The organism is Streptococcus sp. KHUD_016, from assembly GCF_051106465.1.
Taxonomy (GTDB): Bacteria; Bacillota; Bacilli; order Lactobacillales; family Streptococcaceae; genus Streptococcus.
The window spans coordinates 449,153-466,825 of the sequence record NZ_CP193663.1 but is presented as its reverse complement, the minus strand read 5'-3'; the positions used below and the strand labels follow the sequence as shown (position 1 = coordinate 466,825).

Here is a 17,673-nt window from a genome sequence, read left to right as displayed (position 1 = left end):
ACATTTCTCCTTTCTTATTCTGAATCTTTTGGTTTATGTGTAAATTCTTTCTTCGGTTTGTGGTCCTTGTGATGACGTAGACGGTGAGGACGTTCAGACTTTTCACCTTTTTCATCACGCTCAGGTTTTGGTGGACGTGGAAGAAGAGCCTTCATAGAAGCATCAACACGTCCTTTTTCATCAATCTTGATAACTTTGACATCGACTTCGTCTCCAATAGCCACCAAGTCTTCGACATTATTAGTACGCGTCCAAGCCATTTCCGAAATGTGAACGAGGGCGTCTGTCTTGTCAAAGAGGTTGACAAAGGCACCAAATTTCTCGATACGAACAACCTTAGCATGGTAAACTTCATCGACTTTAGCCTCACGAACTAGACCAGCAATGATTTCTTTGGTACGGTTAATAGCATCTTGGTCGCTAGAGTAGATAGACACATTACCCTCTTCGTCGATATCAATCTTAACGCCTGTTTCAGCGATAATTTTGTCGATGGTTTCTCCACCTTTACCGATGACAATCTTGATCTTATCAACATCAATCTTAATGGTATCAATTTTCGGTGCAGTTGGAGCCAATTCTGGACGAACTTCTGGAATGGTTGCTTCGATGACATCAAGGATTTCAAAACGAGCTTTCTTGGCTTGAGCAAGAGCCTCAGTCAAGATTTCTGCAGTAATCCCTTGGATCTTGATGTCCATTTGAAGAGCTGTAATCCCCTCACGAGTACCTGCAACCTTAAAGTCCATGTCTCCAAAGTGGTCTTCCAATCCTTGGATATCTGTCAATACAGTGTAGTTATTTCCATCTGAGATGAGACCCATGGCAATACCAGCTACTGGCGCCTTGATTGGTACACCACCAGCCATAAGGGCAAGCGTTCCCGCACAGATAGAGGCTTGAGAAGAAGAACCGTTTGATTCTAAGACTTCTGCTACCAAGCGGATTGCGTATGGAAATTCTTCCAAGCTTGGCAAAACTTGCGCAAGGGCACGCTCACCGAGAGCACCGTGACCAATTTCACGACGACCAGGCGCACCGTAACGGCCTGTTTCCCCTACAGAGTATTGAGGGAAGTTATAGTGGTGCATAAAGCGTTTCTTGTACTCTGGGTCCAAACCATCGATGATTTGAGTTTCACCCATTGGCGCCAAGGTCAAGACTGAAAGAGCCTGAGTTTGTCCACGAGTGAAGAGACCTGAACCGTGTACGCGAGGAAGGAAGTCAACAACCGCATCCAAAGGACGGATTTCATCGACCTTACGACCATCAGGACGCACCTTGTCTTCTGTAATTAAACGGCGCACTTCAGCGTGTTCCATTTGTTCCAAGATTTCAGCCACATCACGCATGATACGGTCACATTCTTCGTGGTCTGCATATTTTTCTTCGTAAACTGCGGTTACTTGGTCTTTAACTGCTTGAGTTGCAGCTTCACGAGCTAATTTTTCTTCTACTTGTACCGCTTTTTGGAGGTCGCTGTTGTAGGCTGCGATGATTTCAGCTTGCAAGTCCGCATCCACATGAAGCAATTCCACTTCTGCTTTTTCCTTACCAACAGCAGCAACGATTTCTTCTTGGAAGGCAATCAATTCTTTAACAGCTTCGTGCCCTTTGAGAAGGGCTTCCAACATGATTTCTTCTGACAATTCTTTGGCACCAGACTCAACCATGTTGATAGCGTGTTTGGTACCAGCTACTGTCAATTCAAGGAGAGATTGCTCTGCTTGTTCTTGCGTAGGGTTGATGATGATTTGACCATCTACATAGCCCACTTGCACCCCAGCGATTGGACCGTCAAACGGAATATCTGAGATAGAAAGTGCCAAGGATGAACCAAACATAGCCGCCATTGGAGCAGAGGCATTTTCATCATAAGAAAGGACGGTGTTGATAACTTGGACTTCGTTACGGAAACCTTCCGCAAACATAGGACGGATTGGACGGTCAATCAAACGCGCTGTCAAAGTCGCATCTGTTGAAGGACGTCCTTCACGTTTCATAAAGCCACCTGGAAACTTCCCAGCCGCATACATTTTTTCTTCGTAGTTGACTTGAAGTGGGAAGAAATCCCCAGTTGCCATTTTCTTAGACATGACGGCTGCAGTCAAGACAGTTGACTCACCGTAACGCACGACAACAGAGCCATTTGCTTGCTTAGCAACCTGGCCAGTCTCTACGATTAACTCACGACCCGCAAAAGTCGTTTGAAATACTTGTTTTGTCATTTTAATCCCCTTTGGATTGATGAAATTATACGCCTTGCCTACAAAAATCAAGATATTTTGGACGGTTCGGTTTGCCGAACATTTCTGTAGAAAAATAGGAAGGTGACGAAGCATTCGATGAATGCTAGGAAGCTTGTCTTTTTTCCTAAGAAATGAGACCAAAATTCAATTAAGTAGTTTTTTTGATATTTCACTGGAATAGTGCGGACGGGAGCAACTTCCTTCGGAATTTCATCCCTTATTTTTTAGCCTGAAGTCTAAAAAATTCCGTCCTAGAAAATAACAGAGTTATTCTCTAGGATACTACTATAGCTTGAAATATCTTTTAAATACTCACTCCGTTCGTGTTTTTTGAGACACCTATTATCATATTTTGTTTAAAAAATAATCCACTTTAAACAAACTTCTACAACCTAAATACCCTCATCTTTGTATCAAGTACGTACAGAGTCTATTTTATCATATTTTTCTTAAAAAGTGCGGGCTTTTCTATTAAAAAGGAACCATTCCCCTCACCTGAGAAGAATGGTTTGCTTTTTATTATCCTAAAGACTGATGGTTAAACAAGGCATGGGTTGCTTGGTGGATGTATTTTGCTGTTTCAGCATTGTTCATGGTGTATAGATGCACACCTGCGACATCTTGAGTTACCAAGTCCACGATCTGATCCACGGCATAGGCAAGTCCTGCTGCTCTGAGCGACTCAGGGTCATGCTCATACTTGTCCAAGATGGCCTTAAATTTTCGTGGAAGGTGGATATTCTCACAAGTCTTCAAGAGACGAAGCGCTTGATTACGGTTAAGAATAGGCATGATTCCCGCATGAATAGGAACATCAATCCCTGCCAAGGTACACTTATCTTGGAAATCGTAGAAGCGCTCATTGTCAAAGAAAAGTTGCGTTACAAGGCTTGAACAGCCTGCATCCACTTTCTTTTTGAGATTTTGAATATCCGAGATTTGGTTTGGAGAGTCAGGATGCCCTTCTGGGTAGCAAGCACCAACAATATCAAAGTGAGGGGCTTGTTCCTTGATGAACTCGATCAAGTCCGTTGCGTAGCGGAAATCCTTTTGTGGTTCCACATCAGGGATAATATCCCCACGTAAGGCCAAGATTTTCTGTACCCCAACCTTATCCAAGTCTGCAATGGTCTCAGCAACTTTGTCCTTGGTCAGATAGATAGCTGGCAAGTGGGCAATGGTTGGAATCGCCAAGTCATTCTGGATAAAGTCAGCCAAACGAACCGTTGTTTCCTTGATATTAAATTTATTATTGCTGGCAGTCACACTGATAAAGTGCGGTGTCAGCTCCCGCATATCCTGCAAGGCTGAAATAATTTTATCATTACCCACTGCTGGGTTTGGAGGGAACACTTCAAATGAAAGTGACGGTGTTTGGCGTGACATAGTCATTATCCTTTTCTTTTTGATTTCATGATTGCTGAGCCAGCTAGGGCCAAGCAGTTCCTTGATCAGTCAGTGTCAAGAGAGAAATCTTATCTTACAATTTCTCACGCGCAGCTTTTGCTGCTTCGACAAGGCGGATCAAGCTTTCTTTTGTTTCTGGAATACCACGTGTTTTCAAACCACAGTCAGGGTTGATCCAAACTTTCTTGCTTGGAACTTTGGCAAGAATAGCATCGATTGTGTGGTCGATTTCACCTTCATTTGGCACACGAGGTGAGTGGATATCGTAAACCCCAGGTCCCACTTCTGTTTGGAAGTTTTTCGCTTTGAGTTCGTCCAAGATTTCAAGGTTTGAACGGCTTGCTTCAAAGGAAATAACGTCCGCATCCATGTTGTCGATAGCTGGGATGATATCTGTAAATTCTGAGTAACACATGTGAGTGTGGATTTGAGTGTCTGGCGCTACTGTAGAGTGTACCAAGCGGAAGGCAGGAATAGCCCAGTCAAGGTAGTCTTCGTACCAGTCGCTACGACGGAGTGGCAATTTCTCACGAAGAGCAGCCTCATCGATTTGGATGATTTTCACACCAGCAGCTTCAAGGTCAAGAACTTCATCCTTGATAGCAAGAGCGATTTGAAGAGTTGAGTCCTTGATAGAGATGTCTTCACGTGGGAATGACCAGTTGAGGATGGTAACAGGTCCAGTCAACATACCCTTAACAGGTTTGTCTGTACGACTTTGAGCATAGCTAGACCATTTGACAGTGATTGGGTTGAGACGAGTTACATCACCCCAGATGATTGGTGGTTTCACCCCACGCATACCGTAAGATTGTACCCAACCATTCTTAGAGAAGAGGTAACCGGACAAGTTTTGACCGAAGTACTCAACCATGTCATTACGCTCGAATTCACCGTGTACAAGTACGTCAAATCCAACTTCTTCTTGCCATTTAATCCATTCGTCGATAGTCTCAGCAAGGAAGGCATCGTATTCTTCTTGTGACAATTCACCCTTACGGAAGGCCAAACGTTTAGCACGAACTTCCTTAGTTTGAGGGAATGAACCAATAGTTGTTGTTGGAAGAGCTGGAAGTTTGAAAGCTTCTTCTTGGATAGCTTCACGTTCAGCAAATGCTGGCAAACGAGTGTAGTCAGCGTCTGTCAATCCAGCGATACGAGCACGTAGTTCCGCATTTTCACCAACACGTTCAGTTGCAAAGAGTTCTTTGTTGGCTGCAAGAGCTTCTGCTCCTTGGCCGTTGCGGATAGCATCCAAATCACGAATCTCATCCAATTTTTCAACTGCAAAGGCAAAGTGGTTCAAGATAGCTGGCTCAAATTCTTCGTTAGCAGTTGTAAATGGCACATGAAGAAGTGAGCATGAGCTTGTCAATACGATGTTTTCAGCTGGGATTTGCTCAAGAACAGCCAAGCTCTTTTCGTAGTTGTTGCGCCAGATGTTTTTACCATTGACAATACCTGCATAAAGAGTCTTATCAGCCGGGAAACCACCTTTAACGAGTTCAAGAGTTTTCTTACCTTCAACGAAGTCAAGACCGAGTGCATCAACTGGCAAGTTCACAAGGTCAGCGTAGACGTCACGAACGTCACCGAAGTATGTTTGAAGCAAGACTTCAAGACCTTTTTTATCAGCCAAGAGTTTGTTGTAGATGTTCAAGAAGAGTGCTTTTTCCTCTTCTGTCAAGTCTTTGACAAGAGCAGCTTCGTCGAGTTGGATACGAGTTGCACCAAGTTCAGCCAATTTAGCAAAAACTTCTTGGTAAGCAGCTACTAAGCTATCTACGAAGTCTTCTGCTTTCACGCCTTCTTCAAAGTCTGATAATTGAAGGAAAGTGAATGGACCTACAAGAACAGGACGAGTGTTCAATCCAAGTTCTTTTGCTTCTTGGAACTCATCAAAGATCTTGTGACCAGCCAATTTGACTTGAGTGTCTTTTTCAAATTTGGGCACGATGTAGTGGTAGTTGGTGTTGAACCATTTCTTCATCGGAAGGGCACGCACGTCCCCTTTCTCTCCTTGGTAACCACGACCCAAAGCAAAGTAGCGCTCAAGGTCAGACAAGTCCAAGTTTTGAACTGAAGCAGGTACCACGTTGAAGAGGAAAGCTGCATCTAGGAAGTTGTCATAGTGAGAAAAGTCGTTTGATGGGATTTCAGTGATGCCTTTTTCTTTGACAATGTTCCAGTGTTTCGCACGCAATTCTTTAGCCGCAGCCAAAAGTTCTTCTTCTGAGATTTCTTTTCTAAAGTATTTTTCAGTTGTAAATTTCAATTCGCGGAATTCACCCAAACGAGGGAAACCGATGATCGTAGTTGACATGATGTGTCCTCCAAAATTTGTTGTTGAAACTATCTTAACAGAAAAGAAACTGTCTGTATAATTGTAAAAAATTAGGCTTTGATATAGTTTGAAACTATATCACTTTTTTGTCAAAAGAAAAAGACTTGAGACCAGTGTCTCAAATCCTTTGTATAGCTTGTTTTGTGGCTGTATTTTAGTTGGAATGCTCAAACGTGTTATTAGTAATTCTTATAAGTGACTATGGCTTGTTATTAGAAAAGACTATAGGTCAGTTTAATCAACTTTTTTCCTGTTCAAGTGGAACGACTGCGAGTGTCTTTCCTAAACTAGCAAGAACTCTTAAGACCGTATCCAACTGAGGACTGGTCTTACCTGTCTCCATCCTAGCTATAACAGGCTGGCTCACTCCACTGAGTTCTTCTAGTTTTTTCTGACTGATACCTTGCTCATGCCTAGCCTCAATCAACTCACTCATAATAACCACTCGCATATCACTTTCAAGAATTTCTTTCTTGGTAAAGAGTTCTGTTCGGACATCCTTCCAATTACTTCCAATGGCACTATTTTTCATGTCTCAATCCTCTTTCTTTCAAATTCTCGAGTTCACGCTTTGCTTTTTAAACAAATTATAACTTAAAAGTTATTAAAAGTAAATTCTAATACCCATAAAAAGGAGACCTTAGAATCATTCTAAAGGTCTCATCTTTATTATTCGAAAAAATTACGAGAAGAGTTATAATATGGAGCTAATCCTGACTCTTACTCCAGCTCAATGCCTTTCTCACGGAGATTAGCCAAACATTCCTCATAGTATCCTGCATCATGCTCACTATAGATGGGCTTGCCTAGCTTCTCCTCTGCTAACTCTTGATAAGAAGGGCAAGTCTTACCACGGTAGTTCTTGTCCAACCATTCTGGACTCACCTTATAGTCTCGATTAGCCATCTCTTCCATGATCAAGCGATGATAGGCATAGAGACGATAGGGCGAGTGAGTAAAGACATAGTCCACCGTCGCATGCTTTCTGCCCCAGCCATTGCCACGTAGGGCGCAACACTCTCGATGTTGCCCCAAGAGTTGAGGACGGGGAAGTTGTGAAATCAAAGCCTCATGCCAAAGTCTCATGGGCGTCTCCTTTCAGTAAAGTCGAATGTTGCAAGTAGGTATTGGGATAGCGATCTAGCAAGTCTCGAGTTTTAACGATCAAGTCCTCCTTAGAAGCCTGACCAAAGCGGTAGCGATCCAGCAGGAGCATATAGTCCTTGCGCTCAGCATCTGTCGCTTTCTTTTTGAAATAGCCCCAAATATGCTGAAAGGCATTGCAAACCTGACCCCTATGTTCTGGGATTTGACAGGCACGGCCGATCAGTTCTTGAACATGACTTACCTCGACCTCTTCATTCTTCAAGTATTGGCGAATCTCATTGTAAATATTGCTGGAATGGCTCAAAACGAGGTATTTGTTTCTAGCCCAGAGTTGTTGGCACTGGGATTTTTGGTTAGTTTGTTCCATGTTTCTCCTTACTTTCTATCAGTTTCCAGGAAATATGGAAACAAAGTTGTATCTTAATTTTTTAAGGAAATGTATTTTCTTTCTATTTTATCATATTTTCACTGCTAAAAATTAACTTTGGTATAACGGTTAAAAATAAGCAATGAATTAGAAAAAATCCCAAATTTTAAAATCCTAATTCCTACGTCTATGTTCTCCATCTATTTCTTCTACAAATTTAAATCCTTTTAATTCCAGTTGCTCAAGTTTCGGACGAATCTTTCTAATAACATCCTCCCTATAATCTTCAAATTCATGAGGAGGTTCAAAAGCGTATTTTTCTATCCAAAGAGTATAGGTCATATTTTCTGGAATTTTATCAAAGTCAAAATAATTTCCACTGTAGAAAGAATCTCTTGGAATTTCCAAAATGATAAAAATTCCTTATCTCCAAAACAATCTATCGCATTTCATATACTGCTATCCCATGACTTAATTTGCCCAAATTTATTAACTACACTGAGATAAGTCAATAGGAAGATTTCTTCTCCTACCTACAGTTCTCGTGCAAGTTTTATAGGTTCTATCTCTTAAAAACTTATAAATTGCTAAGTTCAACAAACTAGGATTTGTCGATTTTACAGTAGTTACAATATCTTTATAGCCATTTATTTATATATTTCCTTATTAAATCATTTACTTCATCAGGATTATCTTGATTTGAATTATGAGCGGCATTTTTAATAATATGTAGTGGGTATCCTTCCCTTTTGTGCCACTCTCTTGTATACTGCGACACTTTACCAACCTTATCGTTCTCCCCAAGTAAAAGTATTACAGGACATTTCAAATTTATTTCATGATTTTCAGGAATAAATGCTGCTTCACCTATCCACATCAAATGGCATAGTTCCCTTTTACTATAGATTGAGAGCATAAGTTTCATACTGTTCTGAGTATACTCAGAAACACCACAACCTTTTGCCATAAAATCTCTTAGCATTTTATCTGGGTATAGTTTACTTAGCCACTCAATCTGGTTTAACCAAAACATATCTGATTTGCTATAATAATTTCCAAAAGGAACGCTATCTATAGAAATAAAACCTATTGCTTGTTCTTGATGTCCTTCTATGTAATATTGAGCTATCATTCCTCCAAGTGATTGCCCAATAAATATTGCCGATTTAACATTCTCTGTTTTTAATATAATTTCCAGTTCTTGCGTCACTAATTTGTAATTAAACGTACTGTATGGTCTGGACTCTCCGTGACATGGGCAATCCCAAACAATAATATTGAAATCCTTTTTAAATTCATCTACTTGTTTATCATATAATCTATGATCAGCTGTCAATCCAGGAAGCATTACAATGCATGGTTTTTCGACATTTTCATTAGTCCAATAATACGTATTTCCTTGTTCCGATTCCACACTTTTTTTAATCATCCTATCTCTCCACAAATTCCAATTTATCTACACTGCTTTAATCTTCTCATTTATCAATTCAATAAATACTATCACAATCACTCCATTAAATAAATATATTATCTTTTCTATTTTATCATATTCCTAGAAAAACCACTTGAACTAGGGAGGACGAGTGGGAGCGAAATTTAACACGAGAAAAGGGTACAAGCATGAAGAATATTACTAAAAGGAGAACATACTAACCAATTATCCTTTAAAACTCATAGATTGCCTACCAGTATTCCCTATCTATTTTCTCCTCAAATGTAAATCCTTTAGCTTCCAATTGCTCAAGTTGCGGCTGAATCTTTTCAATGACAGACCTATTCTTTTTCATTTTATCTTGATTTTCACCCATCATAAGAAAATATTTTTTGTTTCTAGGAACAACATCAAAACAGTAATAACCCAATCCATTTGAAAGAATTCCTTGAAATTCCCAAAATACTAAGAACTCTCTGCCTCCAAACTGCTCCATGGCATCCCAAATACTTCTATTCCAACTTTCAAATTCATTAAATTTTTCAATTGAACTAAGATAGGTCAAGAGAAAGAAATCTTTTCGTCTTAGCTTAGCGAAATTTTCATTATTAATTTCTAAGTTTGAATAGTGACGACCCAAATCATAGAAGGTCAGCACTCTATGTTTTTCCATAAAATAAAGTATCTCAGACGGATCCAAACCTTCTTTTCTCAGAATACTTTCCCAGAAATTCACAATTCTACCTATTATTTCCTCACTTAAAGGACTATTCCTCTCATATCGGGGAATTTCTTCATTTAACTTTTCTGCAACAATATAGTCCATTGCAGGGCTATTATAAGATTTAAGAGATTCCTGTATAGTCATACGTAGTAGTTTAGCTTTCTGATTTTCAGAAAAAGATTTATATTCACTTGAGAGATATTGATAAAAATCAGTCTTATGATTCCCCTCTCTTAGTTCTCTTGATAATTCCTCACTATCTGTCTCAAGTAATGTATCCAATTCCTCTTTTGTACGATTTAGAGATTCTTCATAAAGAAAATAGGCCGAGCTATTCATTTTATAGTTTGGTGGATATTGGTTAAGATTTGATCGTTGAATGTCGGACAGTATTTCTTGTATGCTTCGTCCAAACTTGAAAATCCCTGTAAAACTTGTTTTTTCATCATCCTTAACTTTTATTTCTTCGTTCTTTAATAGTTGTTTATATAATTCAGGATAAAAAAGGTAGGTATAGATAATCCAAAGTTGCTGTTCCTCCTGAACATGTCCTAGTTTCCCCCTTGAAAAGAATTCTTGATTGACATAGTCATTAAAATGATTTCTATCTCGCAAATTTCTATTTTCAAAGCTGAACCTTTTCCAAAAATCATCTGACAATCTCGTACTAAATTTCTTTCCTAGCAACTCAAAATAATCTTGCCAAATATTTGATGGGTGAAGAACAAATGGTAGTTCTATCCGTCTATCAATAATTTTAGAGAGGAAATTATTGTCGTTAAGATGCACTTTCTCAATATCCCCAACAAAAACAATTGGAATCTTGCCATTAAGTAAGCTAAAAATTTTATAACTCTCCTCTTGTTGTTTGTTAGACATTCGATCAAAATCATCAATAACTAATACTTTTCGAGATAATGATAGACATTTAGAAGTTAGTAAACAACTGTAAAAACCATCTGATTTGATTTTAAAAAATTGATAGATTGCTACTAATAAAACAATACTCCCAATAATTAATTTAACACAAAAAGATTCAAAAAAAGAACTTAAACCCAAATCAACTACATTAGTCATTAAGATAGAAACTGCGACACATAAAACTATGAAAATCCTTAAAAGGCTATATACCAACGGGTGTAATTTTGAAAAAACAATCTCAATCGTTGAGCGGTTATCGCTTAATCTCCAAAAGTCTATCGTAACTAATTTTTTATTAGTATTCTTACCAACTTCAACTAGAAATTCTGTTTTTCCAGAACCCCAGTTCCCATTTAAGAAATAAGTTTTATTTTCTTCAAGTAATTTAGCAACATTTTTAGCTGCTACTGAAGTATCAATGTGCTTTAATGTAATAAATCTATCATCCATAGTATTTCTTTCTAAAAAACAAAATATTTCATAGCGCCTACTTTTATAAAAATTATACCACGAATCCACAAAAATCCCCTTAGAAATCCATTTCTAAGGGGTTGTCCTTATCCAGCTACTTGTTCTATTTCTTCTCCTTTAACTTTCTTCTCCTTCTTACTTGAACTAGTCAATCGTCTCTTACTGTCTCTAATTGTGTTTATATTTTAAGAGAATTTACTTATTTATCTCTTGTAAACTCCCCTACTCCAACCGGCTTTTAACCTTCTTCTTAGTCAAGATACGGTCATTTTTGTTAGAGAGAGCTTTTATACGAGCTTCGAGAAGGGTTTTCCTTCCTGCCTCTGTTCGTGTGTAGGTCAGGTGATAACGTCCAATAGTTGGCGTCAGAAAGTCAAGGAATTTCTGTGCTTCTTCCTTGCGCTTATCAAAAAGACTAGGCACGACATAGTAAGGTGACTGACCTTGTCGGACTTTCTCTGCCTTCAAGAGATAGCGCTGGTTGTCCACTGGAGCAAAGAATTCTCCCACAGTCTGTGCAAACAACTCCTTGTCTCTCATGCTTCCTCCCTTGAGATAGGCAAAAACCATATAGTTTTCCTTGTCCTCCTCTACCTGAACACGGGATTGATCATCCGTTAGATGCCCCGAATCTAGCAGAGCCTTTCGGATTTGCTCACCCAGAGACTGCAAGCGTTTATAGGGACTCTTATAGCAGAGGTAGCGCCAAGATGCAAAAGCCAAAAAGAGGAGACATGCTGTCGTAAGCCACCAAACACCGATTAATCTCAGTCTAAATAGCAAGACCAACAAATCCACTGCCAACAAGAGCAATGACATGCGAACCCATTTTAATGCATCAAGCAAGAGCATGACTGGGACCTTCTGTTTTTGGGTTGCGACTTCTGTAACTATCTCAAATTGATCCGCTACGACAAGAGCATCTTGCCATTTTTGTCTCAAGCCTGCTCGATCCTTGGAGAGACTCTTAACTCGCTCATTGTACTCACTAATTTGCTTTTTCTTAAAAGGGGGCTTTGGAAAATCCAAACGATCCAAACCGGTCTCAATACTCTCCTGATTATAGGCCAATCCAAGAAAATGCTCCATCCGTCGCGACAAGGTCTGCAGATCTTGATTGCTCTCTGGTCTAGGCTCCTCACCAGGAAAAGTGATAAGTGCTTGCGCTTGAACGGCTACCAGATGCCAGATGTTGCTGGTCTTTTCTGGATGTCCCGGCCAGATACGAATGGCACGCCCGCGCATCTGGTTACTCAACATAAAGCTCCCCACAAAGCTTCCGAGGATTAGGGAATTAACACAAGGAGCATCCCAACCCTCTCCGAGGAGAGATTTGGTTCCGACTAGGACTTGAATCTGCCCTCGTTGAAAAAGCTCCGTCACTGCCGCTACGATTCCCTTAGCTGAGCTAGGAAAACCAACCTGCACATAATCTTTTTGATCTAAGTGACCAATAGATGAGAAACTAAGAGGAACCTGAGGCAAGAGTTCCTTCAACTCTGCTACCACATCGGTAGGCAAAATAACGACACTACCTGACAAGACAGCCAAAGACACAGGTATCTCTTGCTCCTGAGCTTTTCGACGAATGCTTTCAAAATAAGGGAGAACCCCCAACTGAGAAATGGTTGCCTGATTATCGCCCAGATAGGTAGCAAAATCCTTGCGAATATAGTCAGCTAGTACTAACTGTCTCAGTTCCTGACCTAGACTCTCATACTCCGTCAAAAAGATATCGGCAATGGCAGACAACTTCCCTAGAGATTGGGTTAAAAGCTGGTCAGAAGCCTTAGACTTAACCAGATAAACCTGACGTTTTTCCACCAACCCACGCGCCTTCAAGTCAGCCTCTAACTTTTTCCTATATCCATCTGGATCCTCATACCAATCTGGTGTCTGATAGAGTATGCTCTGCAACAGCGTCTCCAACCAGTAGGAGGTCAATGTTGGAAGCCTCTGGGTTCCCAGTAAATTTTGCAAAGAGGGAGGAATCGTTAACCCCTGAGAATGCATATAAATCAACATAGCAGACAAGTACTTGGGATCTTCTAAAAGCAAATCAGATGAAATATCCCCTTTGAGGACCTTAGACCCTGCTACAAATGTTTGAAAATCAGGATCGACTATAAGGTGATGAATATAGTCCCACTTAGTCTCCTCAAACTGTTTGAGACGTTCCGCCTCTTCAGCTGTTGGTGAGCACATATAGACAAAATCCTGATGAGGGCAAAGAGTGTCTTCCTTGACTAGTTCAGGTACCGTGATTTCTTGATCGATCTCCCCGCACATTCGGATATAGCGTTCCCAGAGTTCAGGATCGCTGTCATATGGTGGTGTCGCTGTCAGGGAGATGAGTTTCAGCGGTCCATACTGCTTGCGAAAGGCTTCCAGACTTTTCCACCATTCATTGCGCAGGTGGTGGCATTCGTCCAAACAAAGAGTAGCAACTTTCTGAGCTCTTAGGCTTGCAAGCAAATCAAACCCCACAAAATCCTCTGCTTCTCCATCTTCTTGTGATTGAAGTTGGTTCATGGCACTATGAAAAGCCTGATAGGTCACAATCGTTAATACCTTCATCTCCTTTAAGTTTTGGGAAACGAGGTCTGAAAGCCTCTGACAATCCTCTAGAAAAGCAGTTTGTATTCTATCCACCCATTGTTCACGAATGGTTACAGTCGGAACTAAGATGAGGGCTGGGTTGCCAAAACGAGCGATTAGCTCGATACCAATGGTTGTCTTTCCAGACCCTGGAGCGGCCACTAGATGAACATGGCCGTCTGCTTGATAGTCCTGAAAACGATCCAAGACCTGTTTTTGATATTGGCGCCAGCTTCCTTTAAAGTTTAAACCTAACATGATACCCCTCATTCTATACCATCATTTTCTTATTCTCATTTTACCACACTTATTTCACCAGTCAGATAATCCAGATAGTTTTTCTCCATAAAATATGGTATAGTAGAATCATACTATCTATGAGGAGTTTACATGTCACAGGATAAGCAAATGAAAGCTGTTTCTCCCCTTCTACAGCAAGTCATCAATATTTCATCTATCGTTGGGGGAGTCGGCACCTTGATTTTCTGTATTTGGGCCTATCAGGCGGGTGTTTTACAATCCAAGGAAACCCTATCGGCCTTTATCCAGCAAGCTGGGGTTTGGGGACCACCACTCTTTATCTTTTTACAGATCCTACAAACCGTTGTTCCAATCATTCCGGGAGCTTTGACCTCAGTGGCTGGGGTCTTTATTTACGGCCACATCATCGGAACCATCTATAACTATATCGGAATCGTGATTGGCTGTGCCATTATCTTTTACCTCGTCCGTCTCTATGGAGCTGCCTTTGTCCAGTCCGTCGTCAGCAAGCGCACCTATGACAAGTATATCGGTTGGCTAGATAAGGGCAATCGTTTCGAGCGGTTCTTTATCTTTATGATGATCTGGCCTGTCAGTCCAGCTGACTTTCTCTGCATGCTGGCTGCCCTCACCAAGATGACCTTCAAGCGCTATATGATTATCATCATTCTGACCAAGCCCTTTACTCTAGTGGTTTATACTTATGGTTTGACCTATATTATTGATTTCTTCTGGCAGATGTTTTGAGAATAGAAAAATCCGTTTGGTTTCCCAAGCGGATGTTTTCTTTGTTTTATTTTGCGACACTCTTAGCAAGGACAAAGTTTCCAAGTGTAGCGGAGCCATTGCCTGCGACTGCTGGAGTGACAATGTAGTCACGCACGTCTGGTACTGGTAGATAGCCATTGAGAAGAGCTGTGAATTTCTCACGTACACGGTCCAGCATGTGTTGCTGTGCCATCACGCCACCACCAAAGACGATGACATCTGGTCGGAAAGTCACTGTCGCGTTGACAGCAGCTTGAGCGATATAGTAGGCTTGGACGTCCCAAACAGAGTTGTTGAGTTCGATGTTTTCACCACGAATACCTGTACGAGCCTCCAAACTTGGTCCAGCCGCAAAGCCTTCCAAACAGCCCTTGTGGAATGGACAAACACCGTTGAATTCTTTTTCAATATCCATTGGATGTTTAGCTACATAGTAATGCCCCATTTCAGGGTGACCGACACCACCGATAAACTCACCACGTTGGATAACACCTGCACCGATCCCTGTACCGATTGTGTAGTAGACCAAGTTCTCGATACGGCCGCCAGCATTGTTGCGGGCAACTACTTCACCGTAGGCAGAGCTGTTTACGTCTGTGGTGAAATACATGGGTACATTAAGAGCACGACGAAGGGCACCAAGCAAGTCGACATTTGCCCAGTGAGGTTTTGGAGTCGTTGTGATAAAGCCATAGGTTTTGGAGTTTTTGTCGATATCGATTGGACCAAATGATCCGACAGCAAGACCAGCAAGGTTATCGAATTTTGAGAAGAACTCAATGGTTTTATCGATGGTCTCGATAGGAGTTGTTGTAGGAAATTGTGTTTTTTCTACAATGTTAAAGTTTTCATCACCGACAGCACAGACAAACTTTGTACCGCCTGCTTCTAAGCTTCCGTATAATTTTGTCATGATAAACCTCTTGTTTTTATTTTCTTTATTATAGCATATTTTGAAAGTCTAGATTTCTCTATATTTTAGATTTTCCTCTGTAAATCTTACCATTCAAGCAAAAACGAACAAACATGTCATTTGTTCGTTTTGTTTTTAGATTTGATTCTTGAAGAGGATTAGGCTTTCACTTCGATGATCGCGTCGCCCTTGACAACTGAACCACTTGCGACTGGTGTTACAGAAGCGTAATCTGCAGTGTTGGTTACGATAACCATTGTTGTGTCGTCAAGACCTGCGGCAGCGATTTTGTTTGAGTCAAAGGTTCCGAGAATGTCACCAGCTTTGACCTTGTCGCCTTGAGCAACCTTTTGTTCAAAGCCTTCACCGTTCATTGTCACCGTATCGATACCGACGTGGATCAAGATTTCAGCTCCGTTAGCTGTTCTTAGGCCATAAGCATGTCCTGTTGGGAAGACAATTGTCACTTCAGCATCAGCTGGTGCGTAAACAACATCTTCACTCGGTTTTACAGCAATACCTTGTCCCATAGCTCCACTTGAGAAGACTGGATCATTCACATTTGAAAGAGCAACGACATCACCAACGATTGGTGTTTGGATAACACCTTCGCTTGGTGAAATCACAGTACCAGTTACTGCTTCTTCAGTCAAACGATCTGTTTCAGCTTCAGAAATTGCTCCTGCAACCTCTTCTACTTCATCTTCGTAACCAAACATGTAAGTAAGAGCAAAACCAAGTGCAAAGGATACAGCTACCATAAGAAGGTATTGTAGAAGTTGTCCATTCCCAATGTAAAGCATTGTACCAGGGATGACTGTGATACCATTACCAGTACCAGCAAGTCCAAGGATTGAAGCAAGTCCACCACCGACTGCACCAGCAATCAATGAAAGGAAGAAAGGCTTACGGAAACGCAAGTTAACCCCGAAGATAGCAGGCTCAGTAATACCTAGGAAGGCAGAAAGAGCAGCTGGGAAAGCAAGAGTTTTAAGTTTAGGATTTTTAGTTTTCACACCAACGGCAACAGTTGCAGCACCTTGAGCAGTCATAGCTGCAGTAATGATAGCGTTGAATGGGTTAGCGTGGTCAGCAGCAAGCAATTGAACTTCAAGCAAGTTGAAGATGTGGTGAACACCTGATACGACGATTAATTGGTGAACTCCACCAATCAAGAAACCACCAAGTCCGAATGGCAAGTTAAGAATAGCTTTTGTTCCAATGAGAATGTAGTTTTCAACAACGTGAAAGACTGGTCCGATAACAAACAATCCAAGGATTGACATTACAAGGAGTGTTACAAACGGTGTTACCAAGAGGTCAAGTACATCTGGAACAACCTTACGAACTGCTTTTTCAAACTTAGCTCCGACAACCCCGATGATGAAGGCTGGAAGAACTGAACCTTGCAAACCTACAACTGGGATAAATCCGAAGAACTGCATTGCAGTTACTTCACCACCAGACGCAACAGCCCAGGCATTTGGAAGTGAATCAGAAACGAGCATCATACCAAGAACGATACCAACAGCTGGGTTACCACCGAATACACGGAAAGTTGACCAAACAACCAAACCTGGCAAGATAATAAAGGCAGTGTCTGTCAAGATCTGAGTATAAGTTGTCACATCTTCTGGAAGTGTCATTCCAAGAGCAGTCAAGAGACCACGAACACCCATGAAGAGACCAGTTGCTACGATAACTGGAATGATTGGAACGAAGACGTCACCGAAAGTACGGATAGCACGTTGGAACCAATTTCCTTGTTTAGCAGCTTCTGCTTTCATATCTTCTTTAGAAGATGTTGGCAAACCAAGTGCAACCACTTCGTCATACATCTTGTTTACTGTACCAGTCCCAAATATGATTTGGTATTGGCCTGAGTTAAAGAAAGCTCCTTGAACTTTATCCAAGTTCTCAATCACTTCCTTATTGATTTTCCCTTCATCTTTGACCATGACACGTAGACGAGTTGCACAGTGGGCTACACTGTTGACATTTTCACGTCCGCCAAGGGCTTCGATGACCTTTTTTGCAATATCCTGATTGTTCATTTGCAAAAATCTCCTTATAAAATTTTGTTCTTGTTTGAAAGCGATTTTATTCGCCCT

The 17,673-nt window shown here is 40.9% G+C and carries 13 protein-coding genes and 1 pseudogene; 1 reads left to right on the top strand and 13 read right to left on the bottom strand.

Annotated elements, in window-relative coordinates; translation table 11 throughout:
- Positions 1 to 14: 14 nt before the first annotated feature.
- From pnp to ACORHV_RS02070, 11 genes and pseudogenes are all read right to left on the bottom strand, one after another.
- On the bottom strand, positions 15 to 2,228 hold the full coding sequence (gene pnp, locus ACORHV_RS02120) for a polyribonucleotide nucleotidyltransferase (protein ID WP_434398584.1): 2,214 nt from the start codon (positions 2,226 to 2,228) through the stop codon (positions 15 to 17).
- Between the two features lie 540 nt (positions 2,229 to 2,768).
- Entirely contained in the window at positions 2,769 to 3,635 is an 867-nt protein-coding gene (metF, locus tag ACORHV_RS02115) for a methylenetetrahydrofolate reductase [NAD(P)H] (protein ID WP_002882688.1), read from the bottom strand.
- Between the two features lie 94 nt (positions 3,636 to 3,729).
- The gene (metE, locus tag ACORHV_RS02110; RefSeq protein WP_070657770.1) at positions 3,730 to 5,979 is read right to left on the bottom strand and encodes a 5-methyltetrahydropteroyltriglutamate--homocysteine S-methyltransferase; all 2,250 of its coding nucleotides are present in this window, start codon (positions 5,977 to 5,979) and stop codon (positions 3,730 to 3,732) included.
- 259 nt (positions 5,980 to 6,238) lie between these two features.
- Complete coding sequence (locus tag ACORHV_RS02105; RefSeq protein ID WP_434398581.1) at positions 6,239 to 6,532, bottom strand: helix-turn-helix domain-containing protein; 294 nt, start codon at positions 6,530 to 6,532, stop codon at positions 6,239 to 6,241.
- 188 nt (positions 6,533 to 6,720) lie between these two features.
- The gene (locus ACORHV_RS02100) at positions 6,721 to 7,086 is read right to left on the bottom strand and encodes a TIGR02328 family protein (RefSeq protein ID WP_254725059.1); all 366 of its coding nucleotides are present in this window, start codon (positions 7,084 to 7,086) and stop codon (positions 6,721 to 6,723) included.
- Positions 7,070 to 7,474: a YbgA family protein gene (locus tag ACORHV_RS02095; protein WP_434398578.1), complete on the bottom strand. Its 405-nt coding sequence runs from the start codon at positions 7,472 to 7,474 to the stop codon at positions 7,070 to 7,072. The genes ACORHV_RS02100 and ACORHV_RS02095 overlap by 17 nt, the downstream gene beginning before the upstream one ends.
- A gap of 174 nt (positions 7,475 to 7,648) precedes the next feature.
- A complete protein-coding gene (locus ACORHV_RS02090) occupies positions 7,649 to 7,882 on the bottom strand; it encodes a hypothetical protein (protein ID WP_049484308.1) in 234 nt (77 codons plus the stop codon).
- Positions 7,883 to 8,111: 229 nt separating this feature from the next.
- Positions 8,112 to 8,903 (bottom strand): alpha/beta fold hydrolase, encoded by a 792-nt coding sequence (locus ACORHV_RS02085; protein WP_049484307.1) that lies wholly within the window; start codon positions 8,901 to 8,903, stop codon positions 8,112 to 8,114.
- A gap of 253 nt (positions 8,904 to 9,156) precedes the next feature.
- Positions 9,157 to 11,001 (bottom strand): P-loop NTPase fold protein, encoded by a 1,845-nt coding sequence (locus tag ACORHV_RS02080; protein ID WP_049484306.1) that lies wholly within the window; start codon positions 10,999 to 11,001, stop codon positions 9,157 to 9,159.
- Between the two features lie 107 nt (positions 11,002 to 11,108).
- Positions 11,109 to 11,207 (bottom strand): annotated as a pseudogene (locus ACORHV_RS02075) (DUF6261 family protein); the annotation flags it as partial.
- Positions 11,208 to 11,244: 37 nt separating this feature from the next.
- The gene (locus ACORHV_RS02070) at positions 11,245 to 13,878 is read right to left on the bottom strand and encodes a DEAD/DEAH box helicase family protein (protein WP_434398575.1); all 2,634 of its coding nucleotides are present in this window, start codon (positions 13,876 to 13,878) and stop codon (positions 11,245 to 11,247) included.
- Between the two features lie 132 nt (positions 13,879 to 14,010).
- On the opposite strand from ACORHV_RS02070, the gene ACORHV_RS02065 reads away from it, so the two are divergent.
- A complete protein-coding gene (locus ACORHV_RS02065; RefSeq protein WP_000076176.1) occupies positions 14,011 to 14,628 on the top strand; it encodes a TVP38/TMEM64 family protein in 618 nt (205 codons plus the stop codon).
- Positions 14,629 to 14,674: 46 nt separating this feature from the next.
- Here ACORHV_RS02065 and scrK read toward each other — a convergent pair whose 3' ends face one another.
- Entirely contained in the window at positions 14,675 to 15,562 is an 888-nt protein-coding gene (gene scrK / locus ACORHV_RS02060) for a fructokinase ScrK (RefSeq protein WP_000164281.1), read from the bottom strand.
- A gap of 158 nt (positions 15,563 to 15,720) precedes the next feature.
- Positions 15,721 to 17,616, bottom strand: coding sequence for a sucrose-specific PTS transporter subunit IIBC (locus tag ACORHV_RS02055; RefSeq protein ID WP_434398572.1), 1,896 nt, complete (start codon positions 17,614 to 17,616; stop codon positions 15,721 to 15,723).
- Positions 17,617 to 17,673: the final 57 nt, after the last annotated feature.